This is a genomic window from Terrimonas rubra (genome assembly GCF_042686025.1).
Taxonomy (GTDB): Bacteria; Bacteroidota; Bacteroidia; order Chitinophagales; family Chitinophagaceae; genus Terrimonas; species Terrimonas rubra.
Genome location: NZ_JBHUOZ010000003.1, coordinates 2,161,728 through 2,179,906, shown reverse-complemented (window position 1 = coordinate 2,179,906; position 18,179 = coordinate 2,161,728). Strand labels below are relative to the sequence as shown.

The following is an 18,179-nucleotide window of genomic DNA, read 5'->3' as shown; positions in this document are numbered from 1 at the left end:
TACTAAGCTATTATAAAATATTAATTATGAAGAATAGTACATATCTCGGTCTATTCGTGTTAGGCGTTTCTGTTTTGTTTGCAGCGGGGTGCCAGAAATTCTTTCCCGAAGACAGGGAAAGTATAAGTGGTGAATCACTATTTATTGAAACCGCTTTTGAGCCGGTACTGGGCAGAACAACCTTATATACTAAAATATTCTCCAACCCTAACCAGGGTACTTCTTATCCCGTTGAATTTAAGATTGTGAATATGCGCAAATTCAATGGCGATCCTGCACCGGAGTTAACCGACATTTTCCCCGTTCAGGTTTGGAAGCAGGCCTATACCGGTGAAGAGGAAAGCCTGAAAGAGATTGAAGATAAAAGAGTGCTGGAAAACCGCCCCTTATTTGAAGTGAGAAAACATTCCGGAGATGTGGTAATGTGGTCTGAAGCCAGGTCGGCATTTGTATCACCGCAACCCGATTCAGGTTATGTATTCGATATTGAATTATCTAACTCCGGCGGTAGAAGGTATTTCAGGAACATGCGTTTAAAGCCTTTCCGCGAAAGAGCGTTTGAACCTACTACCATTAATGCCATTACCGGTCAATCGGTGAACAGCAGGATTACTCCCTCTATTATGTATGGTATGACCGGTGCGAAAACCAATGAATATATCGGGGCAGGGGATGTACATGTGTTTATCCGGAAAGCTGCTGTGCCAAGCGCTACCGGTAACACGTTAAAATTTATGTTTTTGGATACCTTATTCAAGCCAATGAACCCGCAACTGTTTGATGAAACAGATTGGGACAGGTTGGTTCATGGCTTTAATAAAACGTTTACCGATACATCAGTTGTGTATAATGTGGCTTACCCCATACCTGCTGCTCAGTTACCTACCAGGTATACCAATTTTGATGGTAGCAGGGCTTCGGTGCTGTTTAAGTTTTCAAGGATCGCTTATGGTGGTATGCGGGACCAGTGCGGAGTGGGATTGAACTTTGCCATTTATGAAAAAGGCGATTGGGAAATTGTATTCGCGTTCGTAAGGGATAACCCAAAATTTGCAAACGACTGATTTAACTTTTTAGACCGCATTTAAACTAATGAATATGAGACTTTTTGCTGCACTTATATTTACTTTTCTGTTGGTGTTAGCCGGCAACAACACGGGGTATGCACAAAATACCATTGTTGTAAAGGGTAAGGTTTTAGATCTTGTTGAAAACGAGCCTAAAGCCGGTGTATCTATATCCGATGGGAAAAAAGTGGTAGGTGTATCGGATGCCAACGGGGAATTTTCCATTAAAGTACCCTTAGGTACCCAGCTGGTATTTACTTTCAGTGGTTTTGAAACCATTAAGGAAACAGTTACTACAGCAGATAAAGTGCTGGAGATAAAAATGACTGCTAAACAGGATGCCATGAAAGAGGTAGTGGTACAGGGCTTTTCAAGAAAGACCCGTGAAACCGTTACCGGCGCTACTGCAGTATTAAGTGGTAAAGACATCCAGGATGTTCCGGTGGCCAACGTATTAGAGTTATTACAGGGTAAGATAGCTGGTGTGAACGTACAAAACAATACCGGCTCACCCGGTGCTATGGGTACCATCAATATCAGGGGTATTTCCAGTACCCAGGTATCCAGGGATGGTTTCTTAACGCCTACCAGCCCGCTTTTTGTAATTGATGGTGCGCCTATTGATATGAACAGTAACTACGAGTATGGCTTCCAGGGTGGTGGTCCGGGTATCAGCCCGCTGGCACTGATCCCTGCGGAGGATATTGAATCAATGGAGTTTTTGAAAGATGCGGGTGCTACTTCCCAATATGGTTCAAGGGGTGCGTATGGTGTAATTGTGGTTACTACCAAAAGAGGAAGATCGAAAGTGCCGATTGTAGCCTATTCGGGTAGTGTATTTATGAATACCGCACCTGCACAGCGTAAAATATTAGGTGGCCGTGACGAAAGGCAGATCAGGATCAAACAGATACTGGATTACGATACTTCCTATACCAATGCCATGCGATTGATCAACAGTCGCCCGTTCCTGGCCGATAGCTTGAATCCTTATTACAATAATTCCACTGACTGGCAGGACCTTTTCTTCAGAACTACTTTTAACCAGACCCATAACGTACGTATTTCCGGTGGTGACAGGACCTTTAACTATAAAGCCAACCTGAACTACTTTGATGAAGAGGGTATTATGCGTAATACAGGCTTTAAACGTTATACATTAAGTTTAGATGGTTTGTACCAGCCCGTTAACGAGTTCAGGATGATCACCAATTTAAGGGCATCGCTGGGTCAACGGAACAATGGTAGTGGCCTGGGCCTTGAGCAAACCAGCTTACGTGATGCCGTAAACCTGTCCTCTTTATTACCACCTGCTTATTATGCCGACTTTAATGAAGCTTCCAATGGTAAAAAGGTAAATAACGATAACAAATCCATTAACGTGATGGTTAACCTGGACCTGCAATATGAACCCTTTAAAGGTATCCAGCTTAAAAACCTGTTAAGTTATGGTTTAACAACCGGTAACTCCGATATCTTCAGGCCATCATTCCTGAATAACAACCGGTCACAATATTACAGTTACAACGATAAGAAATACACGATCAACAACAGGAGTTCACTGAACTTTATCCGTTCATTTGGCAACCATAACCTGACCACTTTTGTGTTCAATGAAGTTACTTCCGAGAGCTTCAGGGCCAATGCCATCCAGTTAAATCAAACGGCTAACGACTATATTAATGGTCCTTTAGGGTACAACTGGTTTGCTTCAAAAGGCGGTACACTGAATAATGTGAACGAGCTGAGGATACATGGTTATGGTGGTACCATTTCTTACAACTACGATACAAAATATGTACTTGATTTTGCCTATCGCTTTGACGGAACATCTACCAACGGTCCTTTTACGGGTTATACCCAAAACCCTTCCTTAACCGGTCGCTGGAACTTTAACCGGGAAAAGATCTTTGATAAAGCGCTTTGGCTGACTTATGGTTCTTTACGCGGCGGCTGGGGTAGAAATATAGTACCTACCGGAAGTATATTTGACGTGTATGGTGTTTACAGGTTGGGTAATTTGTATAATAATGATCCTACAGTATATACCGATTGGGGATATGCACCTAATGATAAATTTAAACCACAGACCAAAGAAAGATGGAACCTGGGCCTGGAATTAGGTTTGTTTGATAACAGGATCGATGGTGTGTTTGACCTGTACTATGAAGCCCTGGACAACCAGCTGGCCGATATTAAACTGGCCAATGTGAACGGCTTTAACGAGATCCGTTTAAATGCGATCAGCCAGGTGAACTATGGTTTTGAGTGGAATGTAAACTTCCGCGTATTCAAAAAAGAAAGAGATATCAAATGGACAGTAGGATTTAACGGCGCTTACAACCGTGACGTGCTGACCAAATTACCGGATGGTGAACGTCAGCGCCTGGATGAGGTTTATGACGGAGCTACTCAAACCTATATGCCGGTGATTAAACGTTTAGGCCGGAATGCTTTTTCTAACCTCATCTATCATACAAGAGGGGTATACGGCAGCACTGCAGATGTACCTGTAAATCCTGCTACCGGTAAACGTTTACAGTATGGTAATGCAAACTCCGGTATTTATTTCCAGGCCGGTGATCCTATCTGGACAGATATTAACGGCGACTACGTGATTGATGACCAGGATAAAGTGACCATGGGTAATCCTATTCCACGCTTTGTGGGTGGTTTAAACTCAACCGTTGAGTACAAAAACTTTATTTTAACTGTATTTGCTTCTTACACCCTGGGCCGTGATGTATTGAACGGAGCTTTGGCCGAGTCATTCAGGAATTACTATAACCCTGCTACGCCAAGTGCACTGGTGCCTATTGACGGGTATGATTACTGGCGTCCTTCTGAGAACAGTAAAGATGTTGGTACTTCCAATGCGCAGTACCCTAATCCTTTCGATTACCTGAGGGCGTCTACACTGAACACTTACAGAACAGACCAATCCCTGTTCCTGGAAGACGGCTCGTACTGGAAGATCAACCAGGTTACCCTTAAATACAATATTGACAGGAAATATACCAGCAGGCTGGGTATCACTTCTTCAAGCGTATTTTTTACTGCAAACAATGTGTATACTTTTTCAAACTATAAAGGTCCCGATCCGGAATTGGTATCACAGTTAGGACGTGATTATTCCAACGGTTATCCCAACAGGAGAAGTTATACTATTGGTGTGAATGTTCAGTTTTAGTTAATAACCATTTTGATTATTCGTTATGAAAAATATAAGCAGGCTTTTATTGATCTCTTTTATACTTGTTACGGCAGGGTGTAAAAAGTTTTTAAATGTTGATCCGCCGAGCAACCTGTCTGGAAACAACTTCTGGAAAACCTACGAAGATGTAGATAACTATACCAATGGTTTGTTTGAATCGTTCAGGGCTGCGACTTTCAGATCCAATATGAAGTCAGGGGCAGGAAGTGATGAGTTCCCGTTTTTCCCTTTCACCGGTGATATGCGTATGGCGCCGGTTGTAGAAAATACGAGTGCGGGCTGGCAGCGTACCTATATAGGCGGTTTAAGAAATAATAACCTGCGTTTATTTTTAAACGCAACCACCTGGACCTATCCCGGTGTAAATAACTGGAACAGTTTATTTAATACAACCCGTTTTTTTAACTGGGACCGTTTCTTTAAAGTAGTGGCATCTGCTAATATTTTAATTGAGAAAGTGCCTACTGTAGAAGTATTAACGGAAGCGGAAAAGAAACGTTTTATTGCAGAAGGCACCCTGATGCGCAACCTGGCTTATTTCATGATGGTGCGTTTATGGGGTGATGTACCTTACTATACCAATGCCAATAATACTACTCCGTTAAGCCGTATGGATATGCGTGAGGTATTAAAAAGAGGTGTTGCTGACCTGGCTGCAGTAGAGCAGGACCTTCCATGGACCTATACTGACCCGGGTAGAAGGGCTGTACGTGGTATGCGTGGCGGAGCGTTGATATTATTAATGCATATGAAAATGTGGCTGGCCGGTTTTGACGACCTGCATGCAGAGCAGCATTATCGTGATGCCATAAACTTTGGTATTGAGCTGACCACACAAAACGATGGCGCTTACGAATTATTACCTTTTGAAAGATACAGGGAGATATTCAGGGGACGTTCCAAAGAAGGTCTTTTTGAAATCCCCCAGAATATTAACTATGGCGAACGTTTCGGCTGGTCGTTCATATCGGATCACGTTACCCAATTCTTATTAACGAATGGTGCTCTAAAAAATACCTACATGTACTGGGATGCGGCATTTTTAAATGAAGTATTTCCTACCGGCAGATCGGATAAACGTACCACCAACTGGTTAAAGAACAGGACCAGTACTAACGGTCAGTTCTCTTTAACAAAATACGCTAACACCTTTATTACCGAATCAGTTTTAAATATTGACGACAGCCAGATCTTATTCCGTTACGTTGATGCGTTTTTATTACTGGCCGAAGCATATGCGGCCGTAGGAGAAACAGGACCAGCTATCACCAACCTGGATATTGTAAAAGCCCGGGCCGGTGCAGACCCTTATTCTGGTTCATCAATGGACGACCTGAAAAAAGAAATCTGGGACGAAAGATGCAGGGAGCTGATCGGGGAAGCACATTATTATTATGACCTGGTGCGGACTAAAAACATCCTGAACAGGGATTTAAGTTATTCCGGAACGGTGTTAACAACAGAGCAGTTCCGGGCAGGAGCCTGGACCTGGCCTTTATCGGATGCGGTAAGGGTAAATAATCCTGCTGTTACATATAACAATTACTGGAGGTAGAATAATATTAAGGGTAATAAGCAATTAAAAATTGGCCTTTGTTTATGAAAAAAGTATTTAAATATTTATTGGTATCGTTTCCTTTAGCTGCCTTGCTGTTGATGGGCTGTAATAAAAGTAATTACGAGGATGGCGGTATAACCAACCGTAAGTTCAATGGTCATACGGTAGCTTACCTGGAGTCAAAACCGGTAAACAACAAAGCCTTATTAGAGATCATTAACCTGGCTGGCTTTAAGAATGCACTGGAAACAGAGAACCTGACCTTCTTTGCGCCTTCTGCTCCTTGTATTGAAAGAACGATCAGGGAACTGAATGACCTGTTGTTCAGTACCGGCCGTGACACAGTAATAAAATTAAGCCAGATAAAACCCGAAGTATGGCGCTGGGCTTTGGGTAACTATATTTTTAAAGAAAAAAGATCATTGGTGGATTACCCGCAGGTTGATTTAACCAATAAGATCGTTTTTCCGGGACAGACTTTTGAATCTTATACCGGCCGGTTTATGAATATTGGTGTGGAATATGGTAATGCCAGTGGTATTCAATATGCCGGATACAGGAACCTGGTACTGTCATATCCCGTTTCACAGACCGACCTGGGCGGTTTCTGGTTAAACGGAAGGGTGGCCAGCAGTGATATAGAAACAAATAATGGCTTTGTACATGTAATTGCAGAGTATGAAACCACGTTGAACCAGTTTTATGTTGAACCGCATTATTTTGGCTTTAACCTGGTTGACTTTGTAAATATGGCATTGGATTATGGTATCGGTAATCCTTAATAAGATACCTCTTAATAAGATATAGCAAATCAGTTTGAAATAAAAGATATTATGTTCATGAAACGTATAAACCGATATAGCGCCGGCCTGTTAACTTTTCTTGCTGTTGCGGGACTGTTGATGGCTTGTTCCAAGGATATTGAAAAAACCTCGGTATATCCTCCTTCCAGTTTTGAGGATATTAAATTCCTGAGCGGACTGCCTTCCCCTTCACGCGGGGGTGAAGGTAGCATAGTAGCTGTTAAAGTAAGGGGACTGAAAGGCAAAGAAGGCAATTTTAAATTTTATGTGGGCGAGCTGGAGGCACAGGTGATTTCGGTAGCAGATAGCCTGGTAACTTTTAAAGTACCCACTGATGCTATAACCAGCACTTTGTATATAAAATACCAGGATAAATATTTTTTCGGACCTGATTTTATAGTGAGAGGTAAATTATTGATAGACCCGGCCTTTAATGGTTACACAGGCGCATTGACCGGTTCCTCTACCGGTATTATCACCGATATATTACCGGATGGCAATGACTATATCCTGGCAGGCCTTTTTGATAATTACGGCAATGCAGCTACTGCAGCCAAACCTATCATTAACCTGGTTAAGATATCCAATACCGGAACGTACAAGGATGCTGTTACCAGGGGTACCTCTTCTGGTTTTTTAAACAGTATTACGAAGTTGAGCAGTGGTACGGCCAGTTACCTGGTTTCAGGTTCATTCTCCGAGTATAATACACGGAAGGGTATGAACGGTATTACCACTTTACTTAGCACGATGGCGCTGGATTCAGTTTCCATTGATGTAGTGAACCCGGAGCCGGTTTTACGTCCGCAGGACAGCAAAGATACCGTTGCCCGTTTCAACGGTGGTGTATTGGGAACGGTATTAAAAACCTTTGTAACCAGTACTGGCCAATATATAGCGGTAGGAAACTTTAGCAATTATGTAAGTTATTTCTATGAAAGGTCTACCCGCGATAATAAATTAATTGATATCAGGAATATTTCGGGCCTGGTACGTATGAATGCTGATGGTACCCTTGACTCAACCTTTAACTACGATCTTGTTTTGCACCGTGGTAAACCTGCTGCCAATGGCAGTATCAGCGGAACGGTACAAATACCCGGTAACCGTATAGTGATCGTGGGCTCATTTACAACCTATAACGGTACTGCTGCATCCCGTATTGCCTGTGTAAATGAAAGTGATGGCTCTTTAAATAATGCGTTCAATACCGGAAGCGGTGCTGATGGTGTTGTAACAGGAGTAACGTATAATGAAACTGCAGGTAAACTGGTGGTAGTAGGGGAGTTCCGCAATTTTAACGGACGGCCGGCAAATGGTATTGTCGTATTAAATACGGACGGCTCATTTGATAATACATTTAATTTAAGAAACCTGGAAGGTGGCCGTATCAGTTTTGGTGGCCGTTTAAATGATGGCCGTTATATCATCACCGGCAGTTTTAAACGTTATGCCGGGAAAGGCAGGCCGGGTATTGCCGTGCTGAACCCGGATGGTTCTTTGGCGGTTGGATATAATAATATGGGTGCTTTTGAGGGGGCGGTAATTAAAATGTATGAAACCAGGTCTTCTTCGGATAATGTAGGAGTAGTGCTGGTAGGACAGTTTTCCCGTTTCGATAATACCAGTGTAAGGAGTATCGTTTTCCTGGAACTACAACCTTAATGCACAGGTTATAACGCGGAGAGACAATAAAGAATAATATAATTTTTGTAAATAAGATTCAACCAAATATTGCTGATATGTTAAATACGATTAATCATAAAAAAATGTACAGGCTGTTTTTAGGATTAATGTCGTTTTCGGCTGTAGCTTTTTTCTTTTCCTGTAATAAAGACTTTCCTAATAAGCTTACTGATAATGACATTGTAGATTCTACCTTAACCGGTACCATGGAGCGTAAAGTTTTGCTGGTAGTGGTGAACGGGGCCAGGGGCGAGGCGGTACGTGCTGCCAATATTCCCAATATGGTTAGCCTGAGCGATAATGCAATATACTCGTGGAATGCCCTGACCGAATACAATAATGTGGGTACGCCGATAGCAGATGCTACAGGGTGGGCCAATATTTTAACAGGAGCTACTTCGGCCCAGCATAAGGTAACCAGTAATGACTTTTCAGGTAATGACCTGGCTGCTTATCCTACTTTCCTGTCAAGAATTAAAGCGGCAAAACCTGCTGCAAAAACAACGGCTATTGTCAGCTCCCCGGCTTTAAAAACCAACCTGCTGACTGATGCTACCCAGGTGCAGGAACTATCAACTGATGCGGCGGTACATACGGCTGCCATGACGGAATTAGGCTCCGGTACTTCATCCCTTGTATTTGTTGAATATAATGGTGTGGCGATCGCAGGCGCAGCTTATGGTTTTGAGAATACGACTGCGCAATATATGAATGCTATTACACAGGTAGATACTTATATCGGTGCTTTGGTAGAGCAGGTAAAAAAGAGGGATAATTACAAACATGAGAACTGGCTGGTGATTATTACTTCGAACAAAGGTGGGGCTACTATTTCCATCCCCGCAGATCTGTCGGCTTACGGGGATTCATGGCGCAATACTTTTACCATTATGTACCAGCCTAAGTTCGCTCCTCAATTTGTGCCAAAACCTATCTCCAGCCGTGGCTTTTCGCCTTTTAAGGATTCCGCTTTAAGATTATATGGTATTCCTACTGCTGCACCCGGTGGTACCAGGGTGATTATTCAGAATAAACCAGGAGAAACCAATCAAACTTTATTTGACGTGGAAAACGGTGCTTTAACCGTAGAAGCAAAAGTAAAATTCAATAAAAATTCAAGTGGTAACTATAGTTATAGTTTCCCTCCGATTTTGAGTAAAACCACGGCCCGTACCGGTAGTACAGCAGGCTGGTCTATATTCAAAAACGGTAACGGTTTTACAGCATATCTTGCAAATGGTACTGCCAATATACAGATAGGCGGCTCTTCAGCAGGATCGATCAATGACGACCTATGGCATACCATCGCTATGGTAATGTACCGCGATGGTGCGGTGTTCAGAGCCGAGTTTTATAAAGACGGTGACCTGGCAGCCAGCGGTAGTTTAACTTCAGCAGGAGGCATAACCTCTACAGCTCCGGTAACATTAGGCTTTAACCCCGAGGTGTTTTCAACAGCTTATGTGGACATGCAGATGACGGATGTGCGTATCTGGAAATCGAGGGTATTGCCTACTACTATTAATAAATACGATTGTTTTGACCAGATACCTCCCGATCACCCTAACTATGCTACTTTAATCGGTCACTGGTCAACGGTGAAAGCAAAGTTAAATACTGCTACCAACTCCTTTGTTGATGTATCGGGCAACGGACGTGTGGGATTGATTAACTCGGCTAACGGAGGAACGGTACAATGGACCAAATTCGATGAAGTGAGCCAGAATCTTTGCCCTACCGGCGATGAAGGTTATTATAAAATTGTACCCAATAATATTGATATCAGTTTACAGGTGATGCAGTGGATGGGAATTAATACCACTACCTATAACCTGAAAGGAAGAAGCTGGATATCTAACTATATCAACTTATAGAACAAACAGTAATTGACTATAAAACATCGGAAATGAAAAAATATTCTTTATTACAACGTATTGTTTTAACGGTATTTACTGTGGCTTTTTTTACACAGTGTATTAAAAACAAGTATAGTTTTGAAGATGGGTATGACAGGGGAGGAGAAGTTGACCCGAATATCACCGTTGATACATCACTGAAGTTTATTGATGTATCTAAATTTGCAGCTGCCAGCGTGTTTCCCGGTTTGGTTTGTAATGCCGCCGAAAAACCAAGGCTGGTAAACTATACGCAAACTTTTAACCTTAATTACTCATTTGTAACAGAAGGATTACGCATCAGTAAGCCCCCCGAACCTTTATTCAGCACGGGTTTATATGTGGCTCCGGGTGAATTGCTGATTGTGGATGTACCGGTTGGTATCAACTCTTTATCTATCCAGATCGGCGCATGGACCGATAACCTGGCCAGTGTGATAGATGCTCCCCGGGATGCACTTTTGTATACTGTGGCGCAACTGGCTCCCGGACGTAATTATTACCGGAACCTATATGGCGGACCTATTTATATTACCGCTATCAGGCCTATCAGCACCCCGGTTAATTTAACATTTACCAACGTATTAAAAATGCCTGACTTTGTATTAGAGTCCGGTATGACACATGCTGACTGGAATGCACAGTTACAGGCCAGCTGTATTCCCTGGCTGGAGCTGAGATCCAAATATGTGATCTTCACCGTTCCGCGTGAATACTGTTTAAACCGTCCTATCTCTGATGTAGTACGTTTAATGAACAGGTGGAATGAAGTGATCAAAAGAAATTACTACGACTGGGAAGGGTTGAATGATAACCCGGCTGATGCAAGAGACCAGTCGCCTTTATTACCCTGGCGTGTTGTGATGGACATTAAACCATCGGTAGGGTACGGGCATTCGGGTTACCCGGTAGTGGTTACCAATGACTATGAATGGTTCTCCGAGATCACTAATTATGAGCAAAGAATTTCAAGAGGTATATCCTGGGGTATTATGCATGAAATAGGACATAATAACCAGCAGGGACGTTACTGGAGCTGGGGTTCATTGGGTGAAGTAACCTGTAACCTGTTTGCCTGCCGTGAAACCAAACTGCAGGGTTATTTTAACCAGGCTCACCCCGCTTTACCAACTGATATACCGAAGGCTTTAGCATTTGCCAATGCATCAGGTACAAAAGATTTTGATGGTACGGATGCGAATATCAATACGCCTTTTGCCCGTCTTACTCCTTTCCTGCAGATCATGTTTAAATATCCGAATGGTGATTCACTGATCACGAAGATGTACCAGGCAGCCAGAAGGGCTATACGCCAGTCAAATAACGACCAGGACAAAAGAGACTTTTTCTATGAGACCATCTGTGATGCCACTAAACTGGACTGGACATTGTTCTTTGACCGCTGGGGCATTAAGATTAGTAATGTTTCCGCTAATAAAATAGGTGCTAAAGGCTATCCTTATTATACAAAAGAATTATGGAAATACAATCCGTTAACGGGAACGGGTGGTGATACAGAGGTGAATATTTACAGCAGGACAAACTGGTCAATTACGGCATTCAGTTCTGAACAAACTTCAGGTGAAGGAAGCTCCAACGGTATCAATAACGGACCAATTGCCACCATTCTGGACGGGTTCCCCGGAACCTACTGGCATTCTAACTGGTCATCCTCACCAGCTGCAGCTCCGCCACACTTTTTTACCATTGATATGAAGCTGCCATTTAATATTAATGGGTTTTATTTTACACAACGTCAGAGTTTAACCAGGAATATCAGAAATATAAAAATAGAAGTAAGTATGGATGGAACTAACTGGGAGATGTTACCCAACAGTACCAATCCTTCAAGTCCTACTACTTTTTCACTTTTGTCAGTTACTAACCAGCAGGATTTCCCGATACCTACCAAAAGATTCAGGTATTTCCGGGCAACTGTTCCTGCCAGTACAGATGTTTATGACGGAACAAACTTTGCCGCATTGGCTGAGGTTGGTGTAATATATTAAGATATATGTTTTATAACTATAATGAAATTGTTATGATTAAGATGATTAATAAAAAGATGCTCTCAGCTTTTACAATTCTTTGTACGGTTGCTGTGGTAGTTCTTTTTGCAGGCGGATGTAAAAAATATGCTGATCCTCCTCCTTATTTTGAAGAGGATACTTCATCCGGTGTAAACAGCCAGCGTAAGCTGTTACTCATTGCCATTGATGGATTAGTAGGAACAGAAGTAAAAACGATTGATCCGCCAACCATTAAGCAGTTACTGGAAAAAAGTAAGTTCAGCTATAAAACCAAGGCCGAGCCGGTTACCACGGATGCGGCTACCTGGAAAACACTGATATCTGGTGTGTCTTATAGTAAACATAAGATCAAGGACAGTACTTTCATTTATTCTGCCCCGGCCGGCAGTGACCCGCATGATGCGCAGCCACCGTCTTATCCTTCTATTTTCTCCCGTATTCTTACTACACCCAGGGCAAGCCTGTCATCGGTGTTGATTTCACCATGGGCCAATATGACCAATAAACTGGGCGGTGAACTGCTGAACAATGCAATGGCGGTAAGCAATGACCAGGTGGTAAAGGATTCTGCTATCAGTGTACTGACCAAACGGAATGCCGATATTATTGTGCTTAACTTTAATGGTGTAAGCAAAGCGGGCATAACCGGTGCCTTCAGTGCCGGCAATGCTACTTACCGCGCAGCCGTAACTACAATTGATGGTTATATCGGGGAGATCATGACCGCATTAAAAGCCCGTCCTAATTATAATAAAACAGAAGAATGGCTGGTGGTGGTAACGTCCACACACGGTGGCCTGGGTAATAGTTATGGGGGTGGTACTGCTGCGGAAACGGATGTACTGACCTTATATTACAATGAAAATATTAAAAAACAGGAACTGACAACAAGCAGCTTTAACTCTGCCGCGTTAAGCGGAAGGGATGCAGCCACCATTAAAGCAGAGATGGCCGATGGTGATGGCCGCTTCAATATTGGTTTAGGACAACAAACCATACAATTAAAATTCAGGCAATCTACAGCGGCAGGATCCTGGCCGCATTTCTTCTCTAAAATGAAACAATTTGTAAGCGATGGATGGTCTTTCTACACCGGTAGCAGTGGTGCCACCTGGGGCTTTAGTATAAGAGGAGTAGGTGGTACGGAAAGAAGGCCTGAGACAGCAGTATCGGGGATTGTGTTAAACGACAAAAAATGGCATACTTTAACCGTGGTGATCTATGACTCGGTTGTATCCGGTATACAGGAGCGCTGGGTAAAAAGGTTTACCGATGGTATAAGAAACCCTGATCCGCTGGACAGGGTAAGACTGAGATCAGGAGCAATCTATCAGACCATTACTAATACTGAGCCCATACGTATTGGCTGGGGAACCGATCCAGGTTATGCACCGCCTACCTTCAATGTAGCTGATATCCGCATTTTCAATACAGCTTTAACCGACCAGGAGATTGTAAGTAACCTGTGTTTACAGGATATTACCCAACATCCTAAATATACTAACCTGATAGGTTACTGGCCTTGTGATGACGGGTATGGCATGGGCTTTTCTAATAAAGGGCCCCAGAACCAGGCCTATACCTTTGGCCTGATGGGTAACTATAAATGGGCAGGTGTAGAAGAAAATCCCTGTGTAATGCCTGCACCCGGACCTAATGATGTAACTTTTTTACCTAAGGTGGTAGACGTGACCAGGCAGTTGTGCTACTGGCTGCGGATACCGGTAAAGGAAACCTGGAACCTTGACGGTTCAGGTTGGCTGGAACTGTATGACAGCGAATTTGTAAAATAAACTTTTCTCTATAAGCAGCTAGTTTTGGTAAGCCCGGATGAATCTTCATTCGGGCTTTTTCTTATCCGGGCTATGTTTAACTGGCATTTGTATTGGATGAAGGTAATCCTCTGCTGTGCGAAGCTTACAGCTTCGCAACACTATTCTATCGCCTCTGGCGATAATAAAAAAATAAAAATGGCCGCTATACAGCGGCCATTTTTATTATAAGTTATTAACCTAATTATGCATTACGGTTAATACAATTAAGGTCTTCAAAAGCTACTTCCAAACGTTTGCTGAAGCTCTCTTCACCTTTGCGTAACCATACGCGGGGGTCGTAGTATTTTTTGTTAGGGGAGTCTTCACCTTCTGGATTACCCAGCTGGCCCTGTAAATAAGCTTCGTTCTTTTGGTAGTTATTCAAAATACCTTCCCAGAAAGCCCATTGCAGGTCGGTATCAATATTCATTTTGATAGCGCCATAACCGATCGCTTCACGGATCTGGTGCTGGGGCGAGCCGCTGCCACCGTGGAATACAAAATAAACAGGTTTGGGGCCTGTGCCTAAGGTTTTTTCAATATGCAGCTGGCTGTTATGCAAAATTTCAGGACGCAGTTCAACATTACCCGGTTTGTATACACCATGTACATTACCAAATGCGGCCGCTACGGTGAATAATTTACCTACTTTACCAAGCTCGGTAAAAGCATAAGCCACATGCTCGGGCTGGGTATACAATTTATCATTTTCCACATCGCTGTTGTCTACACCATCTTCCTCACCGCCGGTAACACCCAGCTCAATTTCAATACCCATGCCTAATGGCTGCATGCGTTTAAAGAACTCAACGGAAGTGTGTATATTCTCTTCAATAGGCTCCTCGCTCAGGTCGAGCATATGCGAGCTGAACAGGGGCTGGCCTTTTTCTTTAAAAAACTGTTCGCCGGCATCAATTAAACCGCTTACCCAGGGTAACCATTTTTTAGCGGCATGATCCGTATGTAATACTACCGGTACGCCGTAATGTTTGGCTACATTGTGAATATGTAAGGCACCGGAAATACCACCGGCTATATTACCCTGTAATTTATCGTTAGGCATGCCTTTACCGGCAATGAACTGTGCACCGCCGTTGGAAAACTGTATGATAACGGGTGAGTTTACTTTTGCTGCTGTTTCTAAAGTGGCATTGATGGTGTTGGTACCAATGGTGTTAACCGCAGGTAAGGCAAATTGATTGTCTTTAGCATCATTATAAAGGGCTTCCAGCTCGTCGCCAAATAATACCCCGGCTCTGTACTTACTCATATTGAATATTTTGTTTTTTTAGCGGTGCTAAGTTAACATTCTATACCCGTGCAAAAAAGAAAAATTAAGCTGTTACACTCCTCAAAACCACCCGGGAAGGACTTTTTACAGCATTTTTTTCTGTAAATACCGGTTTATATACAAACAGTTGTATTAAAAACAATAAAAAGAGGATTATGATGCCGGAAAATATTGGTAACCTGTTTACTTTATCTGCCGGATACAGTAATTTCATGGCATGACCCTCACCACCACAGCCCCCGATCCCATTACTGTTTTACAGCAAACCCTGCAGGCCGTTGCCGGCGTGGATGCCGAACATTTTGCCTTATCGCAGGATCACTGGGAACTGAAAGCCTTTAAAAAGAACGAGTATTACAATGAGTACCGCCAGGTATGTAAACACCTTGGTTTTATTCTGCAGGGCGTGTTCCGGACCTATTATATTGATGATAAAACGGGGGAGGATAAAAACGTTTTCTTCTTTTCGCAGCACCAGGTGGTGGTATCGTTCCAGAGCTTTATTCACCAGGCGCCGTGTAATTACTTTACACAGTCCATGACCGTGTCGCAGGTGCTGTACATCCATATCAACCATTTACAGGCGCTCTATAAACAGTCGCACCAATGGGAAAGGCTGGGGCGTATCATCGCCGAAATGGCCTTTAGTATTTCCATGCAGCGAACCGAAGGTTTCCTGTTCCGTTCGCCGGAAGAAAGGTATTTACAACTGGTGAACGATCATCCCGATATTTTTAATAACGTACCCTTATACCATATTTCCTCCTACCTGGGTATACAGGGCCCCTCCTTAAGCCGGATCAGGAAAAGAATTTCCGGGCGCTGAGTTGATTTTAACCCAGGTTAAAGTTTTTGCGGTTTTTGCAATAGAGCTTTGTGTTATCAAATCGGAACATAAAACTTTAAAAACCTCAAAAACTAATAATCATGCAAACAATTCAATCCAAAACAATCGTATTTGTAACAGGCGCTTTTGTAACTAACTTAGGCTGGCGCAACTGGCAAAACTATTTCGAATCAAAAGGCTATACCACTTATGCACCGGCCTGGCCACATAAAGAAGGTACTGCTGCCGAAGTGCGTAACCGTAAACCCAACGATACAGCCCTGGCCCGTGTTACCATTAAAGATGTTGTAACTACTTACGAGAACCTGATTAAAACCTTACCAGAAAAGCCTATCATTATCGGCCACTCATTCGGTGGCCTGGTTACCCAGATATTATTGAACCGCGGACTGGCCGCAGCCGCCGTAGTAGTGCATTCCGTGCCTCCCTTTGGAGTAATACCTTACGAGTTCAGCTTTTTAAAAGCAGGCTGGCGTTCTTTAGGATTGTTCACGTCATTGAATAAAACCTACCTGATGTCCTTTAAAACCTGGCAATACGCATTTGTAAATGGTATGTCGCTGGAAGCACAGCAGGCCGCTTATCATGAAAACACCATACCCGAATCAAAAAGAGCGGCAAGGGGGGGGCTGACCCTGGCGGCAAAAGTTGATTTTAAAAAGCCCCATGCACCCCTGTTGTTTTTAGCCGGTGGCCAGGATAATATTATACCGGCCAGTTTAAACAAACGGAACTTTAAACGTTACAGCGATAAAAACTCCATTACCCAGTTCAAACAATTTGATAACCACAATCACTTTGTAGTAGGATTACCTGACTGGCAGGACACCACCACTTATATTTACAATTGGATTCAAGGGTTGTAAAGGGCCGCAGGACCTATGAGGTTTTTAAAACCTTATAGGTCCTGCGGGTTTATAAAAACAAAGCCGTTGGAATTTTTCAACGGCTTTGTTTTTATACAATCTTAAATCATCAATATTCACTAACTCTCCCAGGCCAGTGCACTCGCTCCCAAAATAGCGGCATCGGCTTCTTTCAGTTCGCTGAACACCAGGGCCACTTTATCACGGAAAATGGGTAATAAATTCTTCTCCATGTATTCGCGGGTAGGATTTAAAATATAATCGCCCGCTTTAATTACCCCGCCAAATAATACAATAGCTTCAGGTGAGGAGAACATGATAAAGTTTGCCAGGGCTTCGCCCAGTATCTGCCCGGTAAAACGGAAGGTTTCCTTGGCTGCTTCATCGCCTTTTTCGGCACACTCGTACACCACTTTAGAGTTGATCTCTTCTTCCTTATAATTGTTCAGTAAAGAGTCCTTGTATTTCTGGCGCATTTCTTTGGCTGTAAGGGTAATGCCGGTGGCGGAACAATAGGCTTCCAGCGAACCTTCGGCGCCGGTAGACCAGTGTAACCTGCCGCCCGGGCGGATGATGGTATGGCCCAGTTCACCGGCAAAGCCATCATGGCCGTATATTAAATGACCATTGGCCACAATGCCGCTGCCTACGCCGGTACCTAAAGTGATCATGATAAAATCCTTCATACCACGTGCTGCACCGTACATCATTTCACCGACAGCCGCGGCGTTGGCATCGTTGGTGAGGGTACAGTCCACACCAAACTTTTCGCCAATTAGCTGGGCCAGGGGAATAATGCCTTTCCAGGGCAGGTTAGGAGCGTATTCTATAGTGCCGGTATAATAATTGCCATTGGGGGCTCCCACGCCAATACCCCTGATCTTGGCATTAAACTCAGCAAGAATGGGTGTTAAAGCGGTATGCAGGTCATTGATGAACTCATTTACATCCGGGCTGCGGTCGGTTGGAATATCGCCCTGCGCCAGTATTTCGCCCCGGTGGTTCACTAACCCGTATTTGGTATTGGTGCCGCCGATATCAATGCCTATGGCCAGCTCGTTCGATAGATCTAAAAGTGACATATGCTGTATTAAAAAATAAAATAAAA

At 43.2% G+C, this 18,179-nt stretch carries 12 protein-coding genes; 10 read left to right on the top strand and 2 right to left on the bottom strand.

Annotation, left to right across the window (positions count from 1 at the left end; genetic code table 11):
* Nucleotides 1-26 precede the first annotated feature (26 nt).
* From ACFS6H_RS18405 to ACFS6H_RS18370, 8 genes are all read left to right on the top strand, one after another.
* Entirely contained in the window at nt 27-1,064 is a 1,038-nt protein-coding gene (locus ACFS6H_RS18405) for a DUF5007 domain-containing protein (RefSeq protein WP_386102514.1), read from the top strand.
* A gap of 34 nt (nt 1,065-1,098) precedes the next feature.
* Nucleotides 1,099-4,257 (top strand): SusC/RagA family TonB-linked outer membrane protein, encoded by a 3,159-nt coding sequence (locus ACFS6H_RS18400; protein ID WP_386102511.1) that lies wholly within the window; start codon nt 1,099-1,101, stop codon nt 4,255-4,257.
* A gap of 25 nt (nt 4,258-4,282) precedes the next feature.
* Nucleotides 4,283-5,836 (top strand): RagB/SusD family nutrient uptake outer membrane protein, encoded by a 1,554-nt coding sequence (locus tag ACFS6H_RS18395; protein ID WP_386102508.1) that lies wholly within the window; start codon nt 4,283-4,285, stop codon nt 5,834-5,836.
* A 44-nt stretch (nt 5,837-5,880) separates the two neighbouring features.
* Nucleotides 5,881-6,621 (top strand): hypothetical protein, encoded by a 741-nt coding sequence (locus ACFS6H_RS18390; RefSeq protein WP_386102505.1) that lies wholly within the window; start codon nt 5,881-5,883, stop codon nt 6,619-6,621.
* A gap of 57 nt (nt 6,622-6,678) precedes the next feature.
* Nucleotides 6,679-8,307, top strand: a complete 1,629-nt coding sequence (locus tag ACFS6H_RS18385) for a DUF5008 domain-containing protein (RefSeq protein ID WP_386102502.1) — start codon at nt 6,679-6,681, stop codon at nt 8,305-8,307.
* A gap of 77 nt (nt 8,308-8,384) precedes the next feature.
* Nucleotides 8,385-10,202, top strand: a complete 1,818-nt coding sequence (locus tag ACFS6H_RS18380) for a LamG-like jellyroll fold domain-containing protein (protein ID WP_386102499.1) — start codon at nt 8,385-8,387, stop codon at nt 10,200-10,202.
* A 32-nt stretch (nt 10,203-10,234) separates the two neighbouring features.
* Nucleotides 10,235-12,232, top strand: a complete 1,998-nt coding sequence (locus ACFS6H_RS18375; RefSeq protein ID WP_386102496.1) for a M60 family metallopeptidase — start codon at nt 10,235-10,237, stop codon at nt 12,230-12,232.
* Nucleotides 12,233-12,264: 32 nt separating this feature from the next.
* Nucleotides 12,265-14,046, top strand: a complete 1,782-nt coding sequence (locus ACFS6H_RS18370; protein WP_386102493.1) for a DUF4983 domain-containing protein — start codon at nt 12,265-12,267, stop codon at nt 14,044-14,046.
* 223 nt (nt 14,047-14,269) lie between these two features.
* Here ACFS6H_RS18370 and fbaA read toward each other — a convergent pair whose 3' ends face one another.
* Nucleotides 14,270-15,337, bottom strand: coding sequence for a class II fructose-bisphosphate aldolase (fbaA, locus tag ACFS6H_RS18365; protein WP_386102491.1), 1,068 nt, complete (start codon nt 15,335-15,337; stop codon nt 14,270-14,272).
* A 238-nt stretch (nt 15,338-15,575) separates the two neighbouring features.
* On the opposite strand from fbaA, the gene ACFS6H_RS18360 reads away from it, so the two are divergent.
* Entirely contained in the window at nt 15,576-16,184 is a 609-nt protein-coding gene (locus ACFS6H_RS18360) for a Crp/Fnr family transcriptional regulator (protein ID WP_386102488.1), read from the top strand.
* Between the two features lie 101 nt (nt 16,185-16,285).
* Nucleotides 16,286-17,071 (top strand): alpha/beta hydrolase, encoded by a 786-nt coding sequence (locus ACFS6H_RS18355; protein WP_386102486.1) that lies wholly within the window; start codon nt 16,286-16,288, stop codon nt 17,069-17,071.
* A 119-nt stretch (nt 17,072-17,190) separates the two neighbouring features.
* Here the strand turns inward: ACFS6H_RS18355 and ACFS6H_RS18350 are convergent, their stop codons facing one another.
* Nucleotides 17,191-18,153, bottom strand: a complete 963-nt coding sequence (locus ACFS6H_RS18350; protein ID WP_386102483.1) for an ROK family protein — start codon at nt 18,151-18,153, stop codon at nt 17,191-17,193.
* Between the last annotated feature and the right edge of the window lie 26 nt (nt 18,154-18,179).

Coding starts and splice junctions, on each gene's coding strand:
- ACFS6H_RS18405 (WP_386102514.1), top strand. CDS start 27: ATGAAGAATAGTACATATCTCGGTCTATTCGTGTTAGGCGTTTCTGTT.
- ACFS6H_RS18400 (WP_386102511.1), top strand. CDS start 1,099: ATGAGACTTTTTGCTGCACTTATATTTACTTTTCTGTTGGTGTTAGCC.
- ACFS6H_RS18395 (WP_386102508.1), top strand. CDS start 4,283: ATGAAAAATATAAGCAGGCTTTTATTGATCTCTTTTATACTTGTTACG.
- ACFS6H_RS18390 (WP_386102505.1), top strand. CDS start 5,881: ATGAAAAAAGTATTTAAATATTTATTGGTATCGTTTCCTTTAGCTGCC.
- ACFS6H_RS18385 (WP_386102502.1), top strand. CDS start 6,679: ATGAAACGTATAAACCGATATAGCGCCGGCCTGTTAACTTTTCTTGCT.
- ACFS6H_RS18380 (WP_386102499.1), top strand. CDS start 8,385: ATGTTAAATACGATTAATCATAAAAAAATGTACAGGCTGTTTTTAGGA.
- ACFS6H_RS18375 (WP_386102496.1), top strand. CDS start 10,235: ATGAAAAAATATTCTTTATTACAACGTATTGTTTTAACGGTATTTACT.
- ACFS6H_RS18370 (WP_386102493.1), top strand. CDS start 12,265: ATGATTAAGATGATTAATAAAAAGATGCTCTCAGCTTTTACAATTCTT.
- fbaA (WP_386102491.1), bottom strand. CDS start 15,337: ATGAGTAAGTACAGAGCCGGGGTATTATTTGGCGACGAGCTGGAAGCC.
- ACFS6H_RS18360 (WP_386102488.1), top strand. CDS start 15,576: ATGACCCTCACCACCACAGCCCCCGATCCCATTACTGTTTTACAGCAA.
- ACFS6H_RS18355 (WP_386102486.1), top strand. CDS start 16,286: ATGCAAACAATTCAATCCAAAACAATCGTATTTGTAACAGGCGCTTTT.
- ACFS6H_RS18350 (WP_386102483.1), bottom strand. CDS start 18,153: ATGTCACTTTTAGATCTATCGAACGAGCTGGCCATAGGCATTGATATC.